General features: G+C 70.1%; 18 protein-coding genes. 9 read left to right on the top strand and 9 right to left on the bottom strand.

All coding sequences use genetic code 11. From position 1 onward, the window contains the following. Positions 1-45: 45 nt before the first annotated feature. The 4 genes from HCX50_RS02510 (at position 46) to HCX50_RS02525 (ending at position 4,660) form a co-directional block, all read left to right on the top strand. A complete protein-coding gene (locus HCX50_RS02510; protein ID WP_337748970.1) occupies positions 46-420 on the top strand; it encodes a fluoride efflux transporter FluC in 375 nt (124 codons plus the stop codon). Continuing rightward, entirely contained in the window at positions 417-776 is a 360-nt protein-coding gene (locus tag HCX50_RS02515) for a fluoride efflux transporter FluC (protein WP_167632892.1), read from the top strand. Before HCX50_RS02510 ends, HCX50_RS02515 begins: the two co-directional genes overlap by 4 nt. A gap of 67 nt (positions 777-843) precedes the next feature. Next, the gene (locus tag HCX50_RS02520; protein WP_167632893.1) at positions 844-1,431 is read left to right on the top strand and encodes a TetR/AcrR family transcriptional regulator; all 588 of its coding nucleotides are present in this window, start codon (positions 844-846) and stop codon (positions 1,429-1,431) included. 16 nt (positions 1,432-1,447) lie between these two features. Continuing rightward, positions 1,448-4,660 (top strand): efflux RND transporter permease subunit, encoded by a 3,213-nt coding sequence (locus tag HCX50_RS02525; protein WP_091032482.1) that lies wholly within the window; start codon positions 1,448-1,450, stop codon positions 4,658-4,660. 152 nt (positions 4,661-4,812) lie between these two features. Here the strand turns inward: HCX50_RS02525 and HCX50_RS02530 are convergent, their stop codons facing one another. Beyond that, positions 4,813-5,709 (bottom strand): aldose epimerase family protein, encoded by an 897-nt coding sequence (locus HCX50_RS02530; RefSeq protein WP_167632894.1) that lies wholly within the window; start codon positions 5,707-5,709, stop codon positions 4,813-4,815. 282 nt (positions 5,710-5,991) lie between these two features. Here HCX50_RS02530 and HCX50_RS02535 point away from each other — a divergent pair, with 282 nt between their 5' ends. Beyond that, positions 5,992-8,256, top strand: coding sequence for a DEAD/DEAH box helicase (locus HCX50_RS02535; protein WP_167632895.1), 2,265 nt, complete (start codon positions 5,992-5,994; stop codon positions 8,254-8,256). Between the two features lie 290 nt (positions 8,257-8,546). Beyond that, complete coding sequence (locus tag HCX50_RS02540) at positions 8,547-9,881, top strand: hypothetical protein (RefSeq protein WP_167632896.1); 1,335 nt, start codon at positions 8,547-8,549, stop codon at positions 9,879-9,881. 35 nt (positions 9,882-9,916) lie between these two features. On the opposite strand, the gene HCX50_RS02545 is transcribed toward HCX50_RS02540, so the two are convergent. From HCX50_RS02545 to HCX50_RS02555, 3 genes are read right to left on the bottom strand one after another with little or no spacing between them, the layout of a single operon-like run. Continuing rightward, positions 9,917-10,639: an ABC transporter permease gene (locus HCX50_RS02545; protein WP_167632897.1), complete on the bottom strand. Its 723-nt coding sequence runs from the start codon at positions 10,637-10,639 to the stop codon at positions 9,917-9,919. Further along, entirely contained in the window at positions 10,639-11,433 is a 795-nt protein-coding gene (locus HCX50_RS02550; RefSeq protein ID WP_167632898.1) for an ABC transporter permease, read from the bottom strand. Before HCX50_RS02550 ends, HCX50_RS02545 begins: the two co-directional genes overlap by 1 nt. Beyond that, a complete protein-coding gene (locus HCX50_RS02555; RefSeq protein WP_167632899.1) occupies positions 11,430-12,161 on the bottom strand; it encodes an ABC transporter ATP-binding protein in 732 nt (243 codons plus the stop codon). Before HCX50_RS02555 ends, HCX50_RS02550 begins: the two co-directional genes overlap by 4 nt. A 131-nt stretch (positions 12,162-12,292) precedes the next feature. Between HCX50_RS02555 and HCX50_RS19805 the strand changes: the two genes are divergently transcribed. Together HCX50_RS19805 and HCX50_RS02560 are read left to right on the top strand one after the other, a co-directional pair. After that, positions 12,293-13,153 (top strand): sensor histidine kinase, encoded by an 861-nt coding sequence (locus tag HCX50_RS19805; protein ID WP_237682286.1) that lies wholly within the window; start codon positions 12,293-12,295, stop codon positions 13,151-13,153. Next, positions 13,150-13,803 (top strand): response regulator transcription factor, encoded by a 654-nt coding sequence (locus HCX50_RS02560; RefSeq protein ID WP_337748971.1) that lies wholly within the window; start codon positions 13,150-13,152, stop codon positions 13,801-13,803. Before HCX50_RS19805 ends, HCX50_RS02560 begins: the two co-directional genes overlap by 4 nt. Positions 13,804-13,830: 27 nt before the next feature. On the opposite strand, the gene HCX50_RS02565 is transcribed toward HCX50_RS02560, so the two are convergent. From HCX50_RS02565 to HCX50_RS02575, 3 genes are all read right to left on the bottom strand, one after another. Then, positions 13,831-14,370 carry a YaeQ family protein gene (locus HCX50_RS02565; RefSeq protein ID WP_167632901.1) on the bottom strand — a complete coding sequence of 180 codons (540 nt, stop codon included), beginning with the start codon at positions 14,368-14,370 and terminating at the stop codon, positions 13,831-13,833. 62 nt (positions 14,371-14,432) lie between these two features. Next, entirely contained in the window at positions 14,433-15,515 is a 1,083-nt protein-coding gene (locus tag HCX50_RS02570; RefSeq protein WP_167632902.1) for an Rv2578c family radical SAM protein, read from the bottom strand. Positions 15,516-15,584: 69 nt separating this feature from the next. Beyond that, complete coding sequence (locus HCX50_RS02575; protein WP_167632903.1) at positions 15,585-16,787, bottom strand: trans-sulfuration enzyme family protein; 1,203 nt, start codon at positions 16,785-16,787, stop codon at positions 15,585-15,587. Positions 16,788-16,898: 111 nt separating this feature from the next. On the opposite strand from HCX50_RS02575, the gene HCX50_RS02580 reads away from it, so the two are divergent. Next, on the top strand, positions 16,899-17,342 hold the full coding sequence (locus tag HCX50_RS02580; RefSeq protein WP_105710827.1) for an Lrp/AsnC family transcriptional regulator: 444 nt from the start codon (positions 16,899-16,901) through the stop codon (positions 17,340-17,342). A 54-nt stretch (positions 17,343-17,396) separates the two neighbouring features. Here HCX50_RS02580 and HCX50_RS02585 read toward each other — a convergent pair whose 3' ends face one another. Further along, entirely contained in the window at positions 17,397-18,791 is a 1,395-nt protein-coding gene (locus HCX50_RS02585; protein WP_167632904.1) for an aldehyde dehydrogenase family protein, read from the bottom strand. An 11-nt stretch (positions 18,792-18,802) separates the two neighbouring features. Beyond that, positions 18,803-19,858, bottom strand: coding sequence for a homoserine dehydrogenase (locus HCX50_RS02590; RefSeq protein ID WP_167632905.1), 1,056 nt, complete (start codon positions 19,856-19,858; stop codon positions 18,803-18,805). Between the last annotated feature and the right edge of the window lie 108 nt (positions 19,859-19,966).

The raw sequence follows: 19,966 nt of genomic DNA on the forward strand, positions 1-19,966 counted from the left end.
TTGACATCGCCGCGGCACACTGTCACGCGCGACTACAGTGGCGACGTGACCCTCCGCCGCATCCTCCTCGTCGCCGCCGGCGGCACAGTGGGCACGGCGGCACGGCTCGGCCTGGGGCTCGCTCTCCCGGACGCCGGTGGTGTACCCGTCGCGGTGCTCGTCGCGAACGTGCTCGGTGCCCTGCTGATCGGTGTGCTGGCCGCGCGGATTCCCGCCTCCACGGATCTGCGACTGCTGCTCGGCACCGGGGTGCTCGGCGGCTTCACGACGTACAGCGCCTTCATGACGGGGAGCGTGCAGCTGTGGGCGGATGCTCCCGTGCTCGCGTTCGCCTATGCCGCGGGCAGCCTCGTGCTCGGACTCGGCGCGGCAGCTCTCGGGCTGCGCATCGCCCGCCCGCGCGCCGGAGCGACATCGTGAGCCCGCTGCTGTTCGTCGGCGCTGCGCTCGCCGGGGGTGTCGGTGCGGTGCTGCGATACGTCGTCGACCTCGGCGTCGCCCGGCTGGCCGGTCGCCGGTTTCCGTGGGGGATCCTGCTGGTGAACCTCTCCGGATCCTTCGCGCTCGGCATCGTCACGACCGCACTGCCGGATGCCGCGTTCCTGCTCGGCGCCGGGCTGCTCGGCGGGTACACGACCTTCAGCACCGCGATGCTCGACACGGTCGCCCTGTGGCGCGACGGCGAGCGCCCGGCATCCGTCTTCAATGCCGTCGGGATGCTCCTGCTCGGCCTGCTCGCGGCGGGCCTCGGGCTGGCTGTCGGCTCGTTGTTCTGAACGCTCTCAGCGTCCTCACAATCCGGAAATGTACAAACGTACATGTACGGATGTCCAGGGGGTTCGGATGGGTGATGGGTCGCGTCGTCGACGTGACCCTGAAGCGCGCCGTCGCGAGATCGTGACCGCGGCCGCCGAGCTCATCGTCGAAGTGGGCGCCGAGGCCGTCACCCACCGCAAGGTCGCCGCCCGCGCGGGCGTTCCCCTCGGCGCGACCACCCAGTACTTCGACACCCTCGACGACCTCCGCTCGGCCGCCTTCCGCGCGCTCGCCGACGAGGTCGATGCGCGCCTCGACGGCGTCCGGCAGACCATCGCCGACCGCGGGGACAGCCCCGCCGTGATCGCCGCGCTCGTGTTCGAGAGCCTCGACGACCACCATGCCGTGCAGGCCGACCGCGCCGTGGTCACCGCGGCCGTGCACGACCCCCGGCTGCGCGAGCTCGCACGCCATCTCTCCGACCGGCTCGTAGAACTTCTCGAGCCGACCTATGGCGAAGACCGCGCCCGAGCGGCGATGGTCTTCATCGACGGCGTCATGTGGAGCATGCAGATCCGCGACGCCCATCTCGAACAGTCCTTCATCGAGACCGCACTGGCGCGGATCCTCGGAGATTCCGTCTCCACTCCCCCCGCAGCGACAGCCACACCCTGACACCGAGGAAACCGCCTTGTCGAAACTCGCCATCCTGAGCCTCAAGAACCGCGCGCTCATCGCCCTGATCACCATCGTCGCGGCGGTGTTCGGCGGGCTCGCGCTCACCAACCTCAAGCAGGAGCTGATCCCTTCGCTCGAGCTGCCGGCGCTCGTCGTGATGACGACGTACCCCGGTGCCTCACCCGAGGTGGTCGAGAACGACGTGTCGACGCCGATCGAGTCGGCGATCCAGGGAGTGCCGGGGTTGGAGTCGACCACGGCCACCAGCACCACGAACGCCTCGATCGTGCAGGCGATGTTCGCCTACGGCACCAACCTCGCCACCGCCGAGCAGAAGATCCAGCAGGCGATCAACCGCGTCTCCTCGCAGCTGCCGGAAGACGTGGCCCCGCAGGTGCTGTCGGTCTCCATCGACGACTTCCCGGTGATCCAGGTGGCCGTCACCGGATTCGAGGATGCCGACAACGCGCAGGCCGAGCTCGAATCCGTCGCGATCCCCGAGCTGGAAGACGTCGATGGCGTGAACGCCGCCGAGATCGTCGGCGGTGTCGGGCAGCGCATCAGCATCACGCCCGACCCCGCCAAGCTCGCCGCCGAAGGCCAGAGCACGCAGGCGATCAGCAACGCGTTGCAGCAGAACGGCACGCTCTTCCCCGGTGGTGACATCACCGAGAACGGTCAGACGCTCACGGTGCAGACCGGAGCCAAGATCACCTCGGTCGAAGAGATCGCGGCGCTCCCGCTCGTCGGCACCACCTCGACCATCGGCGATGTCGCCACGGTCGCGCAGGAGTCCGACCCGGTCACCTCGATCTCGCGCGTCGACGGCAAGGACGCGCTCTCGATCTCGATCACCAAGCTCCCCGCCGCGAACACCGTGGAGGTGTCGAACGGCGTCATCGCCGCGCTCGACACGATCAGCGACGCGTTCCCCGACGCCGAGTTCACGATCATCTTCGACCAGGCGCCGTTCATCGTGCAGTCGATCGAGACGCTGGCGACCGAGGGCCTGCTCGGCCTGGTGTTCGCGGTGATCGTGATCCTCGTGTTCCTGATGTCGATCCGCTCCACGCTCGTCACCGCCATCTCGATCCCGACCAGCGTGCTCATCACCTTCATCGGGCTGCAGGCGTTCGGCTACTCGCTGAACGTGCTGACCCTCGGCGCGCTCACGATCGCGATCGGCCGCGTGGTCGACGACTCCATCGTGGTGATCGAGAACATCAAGCGTCACTACGTCGGCGATGCCGACAAGGGTGATGCGATCCGCCTCGCCGTGCGCGAGGTCGCCATGGCGATCACGGCATCCACGATCACGACGGTCGCGGTGTTCCTGCCGATCGTCTTCGTCGGCGACATGGTCGGCGAGCTGTTCCGACCGTTCGCCATGACCGTGACCATCGCGATGGTCGCCTCGCTCCTGGTGGCCCTCACCATCGTCCCGGTGCTCGCGTACTGGTTCCTGAAGCCGGGCAAGGAGCTCGTCGACGAGCACGGAAACGTCATCGACCCCGAGCACCCGGATGCTCCGCCGACGCAGCTGCAGCGCGTCTACCGGCCGATCCTCGGCTGGACCCTCAAGCACTCCGGTGTCACGGTGATCCTCGCCGTCGTCGTGCTCGGCGCCACGCTCGCCGCCGCACCGCTCATGAAGATCAACTTCTTGAGCGACTCCGGCCAGAACACCATGACCGTCACGCAGGACCTCGGCCCGACCGCGAGCCTGCAGGCGAAGTCGGATGCCGCGGTCGAGGTCGAGGACGCACTCCTCGGCATCGACGGCATCGAGCACGTGCAGGCCTCGATCGGCACCAGCGGCTCGGCCCTCAGCGACGCCTTCTCGGGCGGAGCGGGTGTCACCTACTCGGTGCTCACCGACGGCGACGCCGACCAGGAGAAGCTGCGCGCCGACGTGCAGGACGCGATCGACGGACTCGGCGACGACGTGGGCGAGGTGTCGGTCGCGGCATCCGCCGGCTTCGGCTCGAGCGACATCGAGATCACGGTCACGGCATCCAACGCCGACGACCTGCAGACCGCGACCACCTCGGTCGTCGAGGAGCTCGACGGACGCGACGGCGTCGGCCAGGTGACCGACAACCTCGCCGCCTCGCTGCCGTACATCGCCGTGGTCGTCGACCGGGAGGCAGCCGCCCAGCGCGGTCTCTCCGAGGTCGCGGTCGGCTCGATCGTCTCGAACACCATGCGTCCGCAGCAGGCCGGATCGGTCGAGATCGACGACACCGCGCTGACCATCTACATCGTCACGCCGGAGCCACCGACCACTGTCCAGGCGCTCAAGGAGCTCGCGATCCCGACCCCGCTCGGCGTCGTGCAGCTGCAGGACATCGCGACGGTCGAGCAGCGCAACGGCCCCACCTCGATCACGACCGAGCAGGGTCGCCGCACCTCGACGGTCACCGTGCCGCCGGCATCCGACAACCTCGCCACCGCCACGCAGTCGGTGACCGAGGCGCTCGCCGCAGCCGACCTGCCCGACGGAGCCTCCGCCGAGGTCGGCGGTGTCGCCTCGCAGCAGGCCGACTCGTTCTCGCAGCTCGGACTCGCGATGCTCGCGGCGATCCTGATCGTCTACGTGGTGATGGTCGCGGTCTTCAAGTCGCTGCGCCAGCCGCTGCTGCTGCTCGTCTCGGTGCCGTTCGCGGCGACCGGCGCGATCCTGCTGCAGATCGTCACGGGCGTGCCGCTGGGCGTCGCCTCGCTGATCGGTGTGCTGATGCTCATCGGCATCGTGGTGACGAACGCGATCGTGCTCGTCGACCTCGTGAACCAGTACCGGGAGAAGGGTCTGTCGACCATCGAGGCGGTGAAGGCCGGTGGGGAGAAGCGTCTGCGTCCGATCCTCATGACGGCACTCGCGACCATCCTCGCGCTGACGCCGATGGCTCTCGGCATCACCGGTCACGGCGGGTTCATCTCGCAGCCGCTCGCGATCGTCGTGATCGGCGGCCTGCTCTCCTCGACCGTGCTGACGCTGATCGTGCTGCCCACCCTCTACAACCTCGTCGAGGGTGCCAGAGAGCGGCGGGCCGCGCGCAAGGCCGGTGGGTCGGATGCCGAGGGAGCGCCGAAGCCGGATGCTCCCGTCGACCCCGACACGTCGGGTGCCGCTGTGGCTCCGGCCGGATCCGTGCTGATCGACGCGTCCGGCCTGCCGCACGCGCCGCAGCTCACGCGGCGCGAGCTGCGCGACCGCGGGGAGTAGTTCCCGTCCGGCGGGCGTGCGGTCTCGCCCGCCGGCTGTTCACAACTCAGGAAAATGGCCCCGGATCCGCAGTCAGCTGCGTGATCCGGGGCCTTTTCGCTCGAAGTTCCTGAATTGTGAACGGGCCCGACCCTGCGATGAGTCGGAATCGGTCAGCCGAGGGCGATGCCCCAGTGCAGGGTCCAGGTCTCGTCGGGGGCGAGACGACGGATGCCGAGGCCGCTGTTCAACGCATCGGCGGGCGCGGTCATCGGCTCGATCGCGACCGCGAGGCTCTGCCCCGGGTAGGCGGGCGTCGTGTACACCTGCACGTAGTCGAAGCCCTCGCCCTGCCACAGGGTCACGCGGCGGCCGTCGGGTGCCGTGAGCGAGTGCCGCACTCGGCCGTCGGCGTCGCGAGCGAGGTCGGTGAACCCGGTGTCGAGGGTGACGTCGCCCAGCCGCGCCCCGTCGCGCAGGGTGGCTTCGGCGGGACGGGTGCCGGTGGGGAGCATCCGCTCGTCGGTCGTGAACGCCGTCTGCGCGGGGACACGCAGCACCAGGTCATGCGGGTCGACGTCGCCGATCGTCACGAAGGGATGCGTGCCGAGGGCGACCGGTGCGGGCGTCGCCGAGCGGTTGGTGAGCGTGTGCGTGACCTCGATGCCGTCGGGCGTGAGCGTGTAGGTCACGGCGGTCTCGATCAGGTACGGGTAGCCGGTCTGGGGCACGATCGTCGCCCGCAGCACGGCTTCGGCGTCGGTGTGCGACACCTCGTACGCCGTGAAGCGCAGCAGGCCGTGACTCGCATTGTTCAGCTTCGGCTCGGTGATCGCGAGCAGGCGCGAGGTTCCGTCGTCATCCCACCGACCGTCGCGCACGCGGTTCGGCCACGGGGCGAGGACCACGCCGGAACAGGCGGGCGTCGGCTGATCGAGCGGGTATGGAGGGACGAGGTCGACGCCGCCGATGCGCAGCGACCGCAGGGACGCGCCGACCTGCGCGATCTGGGCGGTCGCATCGCCGAGTCGGAGGGTGATCTGGGCGCCGGTGGGGGATGCGGAAGTCACTTCGACATCGTACGGCCACCCCCGCGTCGGCACTCTCTCAGGCGCGTCGGCTACACTTGTGCGGTCGGCTTCGGACACCCGCGCGTTGGCGCGGACGTTTTATGTGTGTGAAGTGTGAGTCCAGGGGCCGATGGTGAGCGTCGCTCGACGCTAATCAACCATCACATGAATGGCCCCGGCCGCTGACAGTCCGGAACCCCGCTGGTCGCATCCGACCACGCGCAGGGTGCTCGCGCGTGTGCGCGGCGCTGTTCTCGTGCGAGAACACAGAAAGACAACGCAATGCCCAAGAACAAGAAGCCCCGCGGCGGACGTCCCGCCGCCAACTTCGAGCCGCGCTACGGCGCCAAGAAGACCTCCTTCCACGACCGCCACAACGGCGGCCCCGCCCGTGACGGTGCGCGCGACGAGCGTGGTGCCCGCGCGGATGCCGGCGACCGCCGCTCCGCCCCCGCCGCCGGCGGCTACGACCGTCGTCCCGGCAGCCGCAGCGCCGGTCACCGTGGCTACCGCCCGGCCGAGGCCGAGTCGGGTGCGCCCAAGCAGCGCTGGAACGCCTCCGAGCGTGCCGGCCGCGACGAGGCCCGGGGCATCCGCAACCGCGCCGAGTCCGGACGCCGCGAGGCACCGCACCACCGCAACGACGACCGCTCCGAGCGTCCTCGCTACAACGACCGGCCCAGCGCCGGCGGCCGCTTCGACGACCGTCCGCGTCGGGACGACCGTGGCGGACAGCGTCCGAGCGGACAGCGCCCGACCGGTCCCGGAACCTACCGCGACGAGCGCGGCGGCGACCGCCCCCGCTTCGACCGCGACGACCGCTCGCGTCGTGACGACCGTGGCGCCGGCACCCAGCGCCAGGGCTTCCGCGACAACGACCACCGCGACGGCGCACGTCCGGTTCGTGACGACCGCCGCGGTGGCGGCGAGCGTCCCCGGTTCAACAGCGACCGTGGTGCCGAGCGTCCCCGGTTCGACCGCGACGAGCGTCCGCGTCGTGACGACCGCGGCGGCGACCGTGCCCGGAGCAACGACCGTGGCGCCGACCGTGGCGGCGAGCGTTCGTTCGACGCCGACCGCGCCCGCCGTGCCTTCGACCGCGACCGCACGCAGCGTTCGTACGAGGGTGGCCGTGACGAGCGTTCGCGTCCGTCGACCGGTGGTGCGTACCGCACCGAGCGTCCGCGCCCGCTGACCTCCGACACCCGTGGGCGCCCGGCGCGCAACGAGCGCCCGAGCCGCAATGACTGGAACGCCACCAGCCGGCCCGAGTCGACCGGAGCGAAGTTCACCCCGGGCGACGACGTCGTGCACGAGCGCCTCGAGGCGAAGTCCGTCGCGGCCGTCGAGGTCGACGGTGTGACCTTCGGCGACCTCGGGCTCGGCTCGAACATCGTCGACACCCTCGTCGGCATGGGCGCGGCTTCGCCGTTCGCGATCCAGGCCGCCAGCATCCCGGCCGTCCTCGCCGGGCGCGACGTGCTCGCCCGTGGCCGCACCGGCTCCGGCAAGACCATCGCCTTCGGTGCGCCGCTCGTCGAGCGCGTGCTGCAGTCGCAGGCCGGCAAGCGCCGTGAGTTCGGACGCTCGCCGCGTGCGATCATCCTCGCTCCGACGCGCGAGCTCGCGCTGCAGATCGACCGCACCATCCAGCCGATCGCCCGCAGCGTCGGCCTGTTCACCACGCAGATCTACGGTGGTGTCCCGCAGGGTCGCCAGGTCGGTGCGCTGAAGAAGGGCGTCGACATCGTGATCGGTACCCCCGGTCGCGTCGAAGACCTCATCAACCAGGGCAAGCTCGACCTCTCGGACTGCCGCATCGCGGTGCTCGACGAGGCCGACCACATGTGCGAGCTCGGATTCGTCGAGCCGGTGCAGCGCATCCTGCGTCACACCGCCGACGGCAGCCAGAAGCTGCTGTTCTCGGCCACGCTCGACCGCGAGGTCGCAGCGCTCGTCGACGAGTTCCTCGTCGACCCGGCCGTGTACGAGGTCGCCGGTGAGGACCAGGACTCCAGCACGATCGAGCACCGCGTACTCGTGATCGAGCACCGCGACAAGGCCGACATCCTCACGTCGCTCGTCGACCGTGCCGGCAAGACGCTGGTCTTCGCCCGCACCCGCGCCTACGCCGACATGCTCGCCGAGCAGTTCGACGATGCCGGCATCCCGGCCGTCTCGCTGCACGGTGACCTGAACCAGGCCAAGCGCACGCGCAACCTCGAGCGTCTGACCTCGGGTCGCGTGAACGTGCTCGTCGCCACGGATGTCGCCGCCCGCGGCATCCACGTCGACGACATCGACCTGGTCGTCCAGGCCGACGCTCCCGACGAGTACAAGACGTACCTCCACCGCTCGGGCCGTACCGGCCGCGCCGGTCGTTCGGGTCGTGTCGTCACGCTGATCACGCGTCAGCGTCAGCGTCGCATGACCGAGCTGCTCGACCGCGCCGAGATCGACGCGCCGTTCGAGAACGCGCGCCTCGACGACGACGTGATCGAGGAGATCGCCGGTCGCGTGCCGACCGCGGCCGACCTCACCGCCTGAGTCTCGCTCGCCAGAGGCCCCGTCCCGCTTCCGCGGTCCGGGGCCTCTGTCGTGTCCGCGCCCCGCGTTGTGTCCGCGCCCCGCGTTGTGCGCGTCGAGTGCACGGGATGCTGCCGAGTGCACGGCGTACCCGCGTGAAGAAGCCGTGCGTTCGGCGCGAAGCCGTGCACTCGGGGTGCAGTCGGGGTGCAGTCGGCGTGCACTCGGCGTGCAGGCGCGAGCGCGCGCACGAGACCGAATGGGGAGTTGTGCCCATCGGCGGCTCACGCGTTTGTGCATACGATGGAGTAATGCGTCGAAACCGGGGGATCGTTCGTGGTGTCGCTCTGCTGCTGGGTGGGGTGATCGCCGTGACGGCGCTCGCCGGGTGCACGCGGAAGAGCGAAGACCTCGAGGAGCAGGTCGCGAAGGATCCGGCCGTCTCCTCGATCGAGAAGGCGGAGGACGGCAGCTACCTGATCTCGCTCGAAGACTCGGTCGCACCCGCGGATCTCCCCGAGGCCGCTGCGCGATTGAACGACCTCGCCGAGTCCGTGACCGATGATGACGTGGTGCTCAAGGTGCGCACCGGTGCCTGGCAGTGGACGGTCGCCGGGGATGACGACGAGGTCGCCGAACTCGCACAGGCGGTGGGCGAGCTGACCGGAGTCGACGGCATCCTGCAGGGTCGCGTCTGGTCGTCCGACGATTCGCTGGGCGTCGAGGCGGTCGCCGAAGCAGGGGTCGACCCGACCGCGACGATCGAGCCGCTGGCGGATGCGGCGGCGGCCGGTCCGCTCACGGACGGGGTGTCGATCAAGGTCTCGGACGTGCACGAGCGTTCGTCGGTCGAGACGCAGGATCCGGCGGCGCTGAAGGCCGCGGTCGAGACGGTCGCGGCGGTGGCCGCCGTCGCCCCGATCCAGAAGTACACGCTCGACGACGACTCGCTCGCGCTGCGGATGCGCACGGTCGAGGGTGCCGTGGCGGCGACGCCCGCAGTCGACGCCTTGACGTCGGGCGAGGCACGGCTCCGTGTCAGCCTCTCCAGCGGGATCATGACCGCTCCGGCGCTTCAGCAGGAGCTCGGCGCCAGGCTCAATGCGATCCTCACGCCGATCGCCGGTGTCGTGGGCGCCTCGATCGGCACTCATGGGCCGCGCGCTCTGCATCTTTCGGTGACCACGACCGATGCCGAGACGGCCGCGACGGTGCAGCAGGCCCTTCTCGCCACGCCGGACCTCCAGGAGTTCAACTCCCTCCAGCTGTTCGTGTTGAAGGAAGACGAGCCGGGCTCGCGCGTCACGGCGAAGACCATGAGCGAGGACGGATACGTCGCGAACTTCGATCGTGCGCTCGGACTCGCCGATGCCGAGGGAGTGCGCTCCGTCGCGCTGGGGCCGCTGGAGCTCGATGTCGTGCTCGACCACGGCGCCGACGTCGCCGCGCTGGTCCCGGCGATCAAACATGCCGCGCTGCGGGATCAGGAAGCCGAGATCTTCGGGTCGACGAGCTGGGCGCCGGAGACCGATCGTCCTGCGTACGCGTTCACGGTCACCGGCAAGCTCCACCCGAACCTCGTGAAGGGTGGGGGCGACGACGCGCAGGAGTTCGTCGACGCGTGGAACGCCGCCCCCGATCTCTGAGCGCGGTCGGCGGGATCGGCGGAGGGGAGCCCCGGTCACGCGTCGGAGAGGGTGAAGCGGGCGGTGCCGGCGACGCCGAGCGCGATCGACCAGGCGAGCAGTACCAGGGCCCCGGTGAACGCCGTGAGCACGGCGTCGTCCGGCGCGAACAGCTGCGACCCGGCACGGGTGGGCAGCCACCGAGTGTGTTCCCCGAGCGCGGTCAGCGCGAACGGCAGTATGTAGACGACGACGAGCATCGACACCAGCGCCGGCACCAGATGGCGCAGGACGAGCGTCGCCGCGTGGGCGAGAAGCCCGATCAGCACCAGATAGACGATCGCGCCGCCGAGGCGGGCGAGGTCCTCCGCCGTCGCGGCCACACCGCCGGCATCCGAGGCCCGGTGCGTCAGCTCGGCGGACAACCACGCCACAGCGACCGACAGCGTCCCGACGAGGAACAACATGACCATCGCCGCGCACGTCTTCGCCACGATCACCCGCATCCGGCGAGGCACCGCGATGAGCGTGGTGCTGAACTGACGCCCGGCGTACTCGTGCGCCACCGGCACGACCCCGAGCAGGATCGCACCGGCCTGCGCATAGGGCATGGCCTCGAGCACCGCGTCGACCGCCGACGCCGCACCCCCTCGCTCGGCGTGCACCCCCGCGAGCGCCGCGGCGATGAGTGCGCTGACGAGGATCATGCCCGCGGCGGCATATGTCGTGAGCGGAAGCGTCCGCAGTTTGGAGAGCTCGGCCCCCAGTGCCCGCCGCATCAGGCGTCTCTCCGCGTGAAGACGATCGTTCCGGCGCCCACGGCTGCCACGGCCCACGCGGCCATGACGAGCCCGCCCGGCACGGCGTCGAGGCCGCCGGGGAGCACGAGTTCCGCGTCGAAGCCGAACAGGTTCCGTCCCGCCATGTCGGGGAGCCAGTGGGCGAGCGGGGTCAGGTTCGTGAGCAGCAGGGAGATCGAGACCACCGAGCTGTTCAGGATGAGGATGATCAGCGGGAGCGTGCCGCTGCGCGTGATCAGCGTGATGCCGAACGCCAGGAGGGCGGTGAGGGTCCAGTAGACCGTCGTGCCGACGATCCGCCACATCGCCTGTTCGACGGGGACGGCCTCGGGCGCGACCTCGCCGAGGAGCAGTTGCGCGATACCGAGGCAGGACGGGAAGGCCACGGCCGCGGTCAGGACGGTGATCGCCACGACCGCCGTGAGTTTGGCCAGGACCAGCCGGACCCGACCGGGGCTCGTGACGAGCGTGCTGGTGATCTGCCGGGACCCGCCGGCATCCGGGCTGTTCGGCGTGTATTCGCTGCTCACCGCCAGCACGCCGACGACGATCGCTCCGATCGTGCCGAGCGGAGCCGCGGCGAAGGCGGTCTCGAAGACGGAGATCGGACCGAACAGGTCGGCTTCTCCTTCGTCGAGGGCGGCGACCGCCTGCGTCGCGTTCAGAGCCGTGATCGCGACGGTGCCGAGGACACTCGCGAGCACGCCGGCCCATACCCCTGGGAGTGTGAGGATCTTCACCGTCTCGGCGGCGATGGTGCGCAGGAGCCTCATCGCGAGGTGCCGCCGTTCGGCTCGGCGGAGTCCTCGCCGCCGGTCAGCGCGAAGAAGGCCGCTTCGAGATCGGCGTGCCCTCGGGTGATCTCGTCCACGGTGCCTGTCGCCACGATTCGACCGTGCGCGATCACGACCAGGTCGTCGGCGACTCCGGCGACTTCGCCCATCAGATGACTCGACAGGAGCACGGTCCCGCCGGCATCCGCCTGGCCGCGCAGCAGCTCGCGCATCCACCGGATGCCCTCCGGGTCGAGTCCGTTCACGGGTTCATCGAGGATGAGCATCGGCGGCTCGCCCAACAGCGCCGCCCCGAGCCCCAGACGCTGCCCCATGCCGAGCGACAGTCGCCCCACTTTGGTGCGCGCCGCGTCGGCCAGACCGACCTGTTCGAGCACCTCGTCGACGCGGCGACGGCGGATGCCGCCCGCCGTGGCGATCCAGGAGAGGTGGCCCCGCGCCGTCCGCGAGCGGTGCGCACCGGACCCGTCGAGCATCGCCCCCGCCGTCCGCAGCGGATCGCGGAGGTCGCGGTAGGCGTGGCCGTCGATGAGCGCGCGTCCTGCGGTCGGCCGGTCGAGCCCGAGGAGGATGCGCAGGGTGGACGACTTGCCCGCCCCGTTCGCTCCGAGGAAGGCCGTCACGCGGCCCGGCCGTGCCTCGAAGGCGACGCCGTCGAGCACCGTGCGGGAACCGTGTCGTTTCGTGAGTGATTCGATCGTCAGCATCCCTCGATCCCAGCGGTCCGCGTCGTCCGGGGCATCGGCCCGCAGGCGGGAAGCCCGGCCGATGCTCCGACCCCGGTCCCTCCACCCCTGGTCTGATGTGTGTCGCGTCGAGGGTGCCTAGACTCGGGCGGATGGATACTTCGCCCCGCCCGACCTGGCGCTCGCGCACGTGGATCGCCGCCGGGGGCATGATCGCGTTGCTGGTCGCTCTCCTGAGTTTTCTCGGACTCGACGGCCCGCAGAGCGTGGCGGTCGTGGTGACGGCCGCCGGACTCTTCGTGGTGGGCGTACTCGTCTGGGCGACGGTCCGCTCGCAGCGGCAGCGTCGGGAGTACGAGCGCAGCCTCACGGAATGGGCGGCGGACCGGGCAGCGCAGCAGGAACGGCTGCGGATCGCCCGCGAGCTGCACGACCTGGCATCGCACGGACTCGGTCTGATCACGATGCGGGCCGCCGCCGTCGCCCCGCTCGAGGGGACCGCCGGCGACGCCGAGCGGCGAAGCGCCCTCGTCGACATCGAGGAGGCGGGGCGCTCTGCGATGTCGGAGCTGCGGAGGATGCTGACCGTGCTGCGGGAGCCGGGAGACGAGGTGCCGCTGCATCCGCCGGCACGACTCTCGGACGTGCCGGGGATCGTCACCGCCGCGGAGGCGTTCGGTGTGCGCGCGAGCCTGCGGATGGAGGATCTGGGCGAGGCGCCGCTCGCCGTGCAGGCCGCCGCCTGCGCCACGATCCGGGAGGCGCTCGCGAATGTCGGACGCCATGCCGGTCCGGTGCCGGCGAGCGTGGCGGTGGAGCGGGACGGGAACGCCGTCCGTGTCGTCGTCGCCGACGAGGGGCCCGCGCGGGGATGGAAGTCGCAACCCGGCGCCGGACACGGTCTGCGGGGCATGCGCGAGCGGGTGGGTGCGCTCGGGGGAACGCTGCTCGCCGAACCCGTGGAAGCGGGATTCCGCGTCGAGGCGCGCCTGCCGTTCGAGGAGGGAGCGTGAGCGACGGGATCCGCGTCCTGATCGCCGACGATCAGGCCCTGCTGCGGCACAGCCTCGCCCTGATCATCGCCGGTGCCGAGGGGCTGACGGTGGTGGGCGAGGCCGCCGACGGCGCGGGGGCGGTCGAACTGGCACGTGCGATCGCGCCGGATGTCGTGCTGATGGACATCCGGATGCCGGGGCTCGACGGCATCAGCGCGACGCGCGCCATCACGACGGCTCTGCCGGGAACCCGCGTCCTCGTGCTCAGCATGCTGGAGCTCGACGAATACGTCGACGGCGCCCTGCGCGCGGGAGCCAGCGGGTTCCTGCTCAAGGACGTGCGCCCCGAGCAACTGATCGAGGCCATCCGCCGCACACACGACGGGGAGTCGCTGTTCGCGCCGAGCATCCTCGTCCGCCTCGTCGAGCACTTCCTCGACAGTGGGAATCGACCGGCGGGTCGCCCGCTCGCGACCCTCACGGCGCGGGAGACCGAGGTGCTCACGCTCGTCGGCAGAGGGCTCGCGAACGCAGAGATCGCCGCAGCGCTCATGATCTCGATGGCGACGGTGAAGACGCACATCGGCAGCCTGCTGTCGAAGCTCGCGGCACGGGACCGCGCGCAGCTCGTGATCGCCGCGTACGAGCAGGGGCTCGTGGGCGGTTGAGCTCGCCGCGGCTGAGGCTCGCGCCGGTCAGGCGAGTTCGTGCACGTGCACGGTCGAGGTCAGGCTCGTGCCGTTGAGGTCGAGGTAGATCACTCCCTCGGTCACCGTGAGGGTCATCGTGTTGCGGCGTTCGATCAGGGCCGCGGCCGCGTCGATGAACCCGGGGTCGAAGCTGTACACGCGGATGTCCTTGCGGCGATGGATGCGCTTGTCCGCCCATTGCGCCATCACCTTCGCGGGATCGCGGTGCGTGTAGACGACAGTGCGCTCGGCCAGGCGGCTGCCGTAGTGCAGTCGGTCGGCATCGGGCGCCCCGATCTCTACCCAGGCGGTGATCAGCCCGGTCATGTCACGCACGAGCACCGCCGGCTCCTCGGTCAACGAGATGCTGCCGCCGAACGTGATGCCCTCGGCGAACTCGAGCCCGTAGGCGAGCACGCGGGTGAGCATGTACGCGTCGGTCTCGGACGGATGCCGCGCCACGCGCAGCGAGTAGTCCTCGTAGATTCCGCGGTCGGTGTCAGCGAGCTGCACCTCGAATGTGTGGACTGTCGAACCGATCGCCATGATCCCCGAGCCTACGCGGGTGCGGGAGGGGCGACCGACCTGGTGAGAGGGGCGGCCCGGGATCAGAACAGCATCGGCTGCGCAGCCGCGGCGGCGCTGGGCGTGAAGCGCACCGCTGCCGCGTTCGCCGCTCCCGACTGCACGTGGCCCTGCCCTGGTCGGAACCCGCGGCGGGAGTAGTCGTCTTCGTGGCGGCCGTCGAGCCCGTGCATCCGGATGAGGGGGCGAGCGCGTTTCGCGAGCCACTGCCGGTATCCCTTGGGAGCCTCGGCCGAGGCGCCGGGATAGAGCCCGCGGTACGACGACACCAAGTCGGGCCGGTTGGCGCCGAGCCACTCGAAGAACCACGGCTTCACGCCCGGTCGCAGGTGCAGTGCTCCGTAGATCACGGTGCGCGCTCCCGCCTCCTTGATGCGCACTAGGGCACTGTCGATCGCCTCGAGCGAGTCGGTCATGTGCGGCATGATCGGCATCAGGAACACGGTCACCGGGAACCCGGCATCGGCCAGGGCGCGAACGGTGTCGAGGCGGGCCTGGGTGGTCGGGGCTCCGGGCTCGATGGCCTTCTGCAGCTCGTCGTCGTACATCGCGATCGACATCTGCACGTCGACGGGCACGCGCTGCGCGGCCTTCACGAGCAGGGGGATGTCGCGGCGGATCAGCGTGCCCTTGGTGAGGATCGACATCGGGGTGCCGGATGCGGCGAGCGTCTCGATGATGCCGGGCATGAGCTTGTAGCGCCCCTCGGCCCGCTGATACGGGTCGGTGTTCGTGCCCAGTGCGACCGTCTCGTGCTGCCAGCTGCCGCGCCGCAGCTCTTTCTCGAGCACCTCGACCACGTTCACCTTGACCACGATCTGCGAATCGAAGTCCGACCCACCGTCGAGGTCGAGGTACTCGTGCGTACCGCGGGCGAAACAGTAAACGCATGCATGCGAACATCCACGGTACGGGTTGATCGTCCAGGCGAACGGCATGCGCGAAGCGCCGGGCACATGGTTCAGAGCCGACTTCGACAGCACCTCATGGAACGTCATCCCGGCGAACTCGGGGGTGGTCACCGACCGCAGCACGCTCGACCGGTCTTCGAGTCCGGGCAGCGCCGCTGCATCTGTCTCGCCGAGCTTCTGTCCCTGCCACCGCATCTGAACATTCGAACAAAACATCGACTCGATGTCAATCCGGAATGGTAACTATCTTCGACGGATCAAGCCTCAGGGGAACGTCGCGTCGAGCGCAGCGCTCAGGTCTGCCAACAGGTCGTCCGTGTCTTCGAGGCCGACCGAGAGCCGCAGGTGGCCGAACTTCCGGAAGGGTTCGGGATAGGTGGCGACGCGGCCGCCCTCGGTCCCGGTGTGCACGATCAGCGAGTCGTCGTGGCCGAGCGAGAAGCCCGAGGTGATCAGCCGCAGGTTCGCCACGAACGTGTTCTGCACGTCGGGGGAGCCCTTCACGGCGAACGCCATCATGCCGCCGAAGCCGCGTCCATCGAACTGGCGGACGGCGAGCGCGTGGTCGGGGTGGGAGTCGAGACCGGGGTAGGCGATGTACTCCACCCGGTCGTCGGCGGCGAGCATCTCGGCGATGCGGGCGGCCGAGTCGAAGTGCTGCCGCAGCCGCAGGGGGAGAGTGACGGTGCCGCGCTGGATCTGCCAGGCGTTGAAGGGCGAGATGATGCCGCCGACGTCGACCATCGCGTCGGCCTTGATGGGCTGGATGAGCTCGTGGCTGCCTGCGACCGATCCCCCCATCGCGTCGCCGTGTCCGTTGAGGTACTTCGTGAGGGAGTGCACGACCAGATCGGCGCCGTCCTGGATGGGGCGGTAGAACGGCGGCGGCGAGAACGTCGAGTCGACCATCAGGATCGCGCAGGCGGAGTGCGCGATCTCGGCGATCGCCGCCACGTCGGCGACCTTGGTGGTGGGGTTCGCGATCGCCTCGATGCACACCAGGCGCGTTTCCGGGCGCATGGCCGCACGGACGGCATCGAGATCGCCGATGTCGACGAAGGTGGCCTCGAGCCCGTAGCGCTGGGGCAGCAGTTCGGTCCACAGGCGCCAGGTCGCCTCGTACACCACGTCGCTCACGATCACGTGGTCGCCGACGCGCATGTGGGTGAAGAAGACGGCGTGCAGTGCCGCGACGCCCGAGGCGAGGGCGACGGCATCCTCGGCGCCGTCGAGCGCGGCGAGCTTCTGCTCCAGTGCCGACTGGTTCACGCCGGTGTTGCGCGTGTACAGCCCGGGGGCGGTGGCCGACCAGCTGATCTCGCTCGGATCGTCGGGGAGCTGATACGAGTTGGCCATCACGAGCGGGGTGCGAAGCGCCATCGTCGAGTCGAGCTGGTTGCCCGCATGCACGGCCAGGCTGAGGTCCGACAGGGTGAGGGGATCCTTGCGGTCGGGGCGAGTGCCCATGGTGACTCCTTCGTTCCTGCACCGCTCGTGGTGCGATTCCACTCTAAGGTGCATAATAGACACACGCAATTGTGAATGATGCACGTTGCAGCGTACCCCCAGGAGGTCTCGATGGAGCGGCTCCACCTCGATCAGATCGATCGCAGCATCCTCGCCGCGCTCACCGAAGACGCCCGCGTGCCCCTGGTCGCACTCGCATCCCAGGTGCATCTCTCGCGCAACGCCGTGAAGCAGCGGATGGAGCGCATGGAGCGGCAGGGCGTGATCGGAGGGTACACCGTCACGCCGGGGCACGCCGGCGGCTCCCCCGTCTCGGCGATCGTGCTCGTCTACCGCACCGACCGGATGCGTGGCGGCGCGGTCATCGCCGAGATCTCGCAGATCCCCGAGGTGCGGCGGTGCGACGTGCTGTCCGGCGACTTCGATCTGCTCGTCATGCTGGAGGCCGACTCGATGGACCGCATCGGCGAGATCTGGGAGATGCTCGCCGCTGTGCCCGGCGTCGCGAACACGGTGACGGCCGTGTCGCTGACCCGCGTGATCGACCGCGCCTGAACCTCGGGGAGGGGCGGGGTATCCCCCTGGACCCCCGCCCTCCCCGAGGAGTTCTCAGGTGGTGATGCAGGTCACCTTGGGCTGGGTCATCTCCTCGTACGCGAAGCGCACGCCCTCGCGCCCCATGCTCCCGTACTTGGATCCGCCGAACGGCATGCTGTCGATGCGGTAGTCGGAGGAGTCGTTGATCATCACGCCTCCGGCATCCAGCGCCTCGGCGACCCGCAGCGCCCGGCCGATGTCCGTCGTGAAGACCGCGGCGTGCAGCGCGTAGTCGACACTGTTGGCCTCGGCGACGGCCTGATCCTCGGAGTCGAACGGTGCCAGGGCCACGACCGGGGCGAACGCCTCCTCGTTCCAGAGCTCGCACGAGAGCGCCACGTTCTCGACCGCGGTCGGCCAGTACACCGAGCCGTCCCTGCGGTGTCCGGCGAGCACCCGCGCGCCCGCGCTCACCGCATCGTCGACCATCCGCTCGGCGCGCACGGCCGCTGCCTCCGAGATCATCGGCCCGACGTCGGTGGCCGGGTCCGAGGGGTCGCCGGCGCGCAGCGTCGAGGTGCGCGCCGCGAACCGGTCGCGGAACTCGGCGTACACGGAGCGCTCGATGAGGATGCGCTGGGATCCCACGCAGTTCTGCCCCGCGGCCCAGAAAGCGCCGGACACGCAGGCCTCGACGGCCTCCTCGATGTCGGCATCCGCGAAGACCACGACGGGCGCGTTCCCGCCGAGTTCCATGGCGAGCTTCTTGAGCCCCGCGGTGCGAGCGATCGCCTCGCCCGTCGCGAACCCGCCCGTGAACGAGACCATGCGGATGTCGCGCACCGCGACCAGCGCCTGCGCGACCTGGCGGTCTCCGTGCACGACGGTGATGATCTCGTCGGGGAGCCCGGCTTCGAGCAGCACGTCGACGAGGAAGCGTGCGGCCAACGGGGTGAGCTGGGAGGGTTTGAGGACGACGGCGTTCCCTCCCGCGATCGCAGGGCCGAGCTTGTGGGCGACGAGGTTGAGTGCGTCGTTGTACGGCGTGATCGCGAGGATCACCCCGAGCGGTTCCCGCGTGTACCAGCCGCGGCGGTTGCCCCCGCCCTCGTAGGCATCGAAGGGGATGACCTCGCCGTCGAACGCCCGAGCGGTCTCCGCCGAAAGGGAGATCGTGGTGACCGCTCGACGCACCTCCTTGCGGGCCTGAGTGATGGTCTTGCCCGCTTCGCGCACGATGAGGGCGGCGGCCTCGTCGGCACGTTCCTCGAGGATGCGCGCCGCGCGGTCGAGGATCGTGTGTCGAGCGAACCGGGTCAGCTCCCGCGAGAGCGAAGCGCCGAGTCTCGCGCGCTCCATGATCGGCTCGACGTCTTCCACCGTGTGCTGCGCCAGCTCGCCGATGGTCTCGCCGCTGTACGGGTCGAGCACCCGGAGTACGGCGGTGCCGGTCGTCGGAGCATCCATGATCGCCACGCTCACCGGACCGCTCCGGCGTACGACTTCTGGTGGGCGTCGATCGCGATGATGTCGGAGAGGAGCGCGTACGCCGTCTCGATGCGCCCCGCGCCGGGACCGGACACCGTGACCGTGCCGAGCAGGTCGGTCGTGAAGGCGACGGCGTTCGTGGCCCCCGAGACGGCGGCGAGCGGGTGGTCGGCGCCGAGCGCGAGGGGCTGGACGGATGCCGAGATCACCCCCGACTCGTCGCGGGAGACCGTGCCGATGAGCTTCCAGTGCTCGCCCGCCGCCGCTGCGGCGATCACATCGCTCGCGGTGACGCCGCTGATCCCGGTGCGCGGCACGTCGGCGGTCGTGAGCTGCGCGCCCAGCACCTCGTTCGCGAGGATCACGACCTTCAGCTGCACGTCGGACCCCTCGATGTCGGCGGTCGGGTCGGCCTCGGCGTATCCGAGAGCCTGAGCCTCGGCGACGGCGTCTGCGAGCGACTTCCCCTCTTCCATGCGCCCCAGCACGAAGTTGCTCGTGCCGTTGAGGATGCCCTGGATGCGGGTGATGCGCAGTCCCTTGAGGGTCTCGCCGGCGAGTCGGAGCACCGGAGTCCCGCTCATCACCGAGCCCTCGTACTCGAAGCGGGCTCCGTTCTCGGCGGCGAGGCGGTTGAGCGCGGCGCCCGCGAGCGCGACCGGGCCCTTGTTCGTGGTGGTCACGCTCTTGCCGCTCTCGAGGGCGGCGCGCACGTGCGAGATCGCCGGCTCTCCGTCGACCGGGTTCGTGAACGTCGCTTCGGCGATGACATCGGCCGTGGTGTTGCGGATCACGTAGTCGTTGCGGGGCTCGGCGTGGCCGCCCGGCATCCCGGCGAACGTGTCGGCGCCGGTCATCGCGAGCGCCGCGTCGAGGTCGATGCCGTCGCTCTGCATGAGCGAGCCGAGGCGGAGGTCGGTGATCGCGACGACGCGCAGGCCGAAGCCGAGGTCGTCGACGAGCGCCGCACCGCGGTCGCGGATGATCTCGGCCAGGGCGCGGTTGACGCCTCCGAAGCCGATGAGGGCGAGGTCGTGGTGAGTCACCGTTGTCTCCTTCTTTCCATGAGCTGTCGCCGGCGACGCCGTGCGGACACGGATCCATCGTCGGCGAGGTGGGTGTCCGTGCGCGCCTGTCGGATCGGCCGCCGATAC

Source organism: Microbacterium sp. B19(2022) (assembly GCF_012030385.1).
Classification (GTDB): domain Bacteria; phylum Actinomycetota; class Actinomycetes; order Actinomycetales; family Microbacteriaceae; genus Microbacterium; species Microbacterium oxydans_B.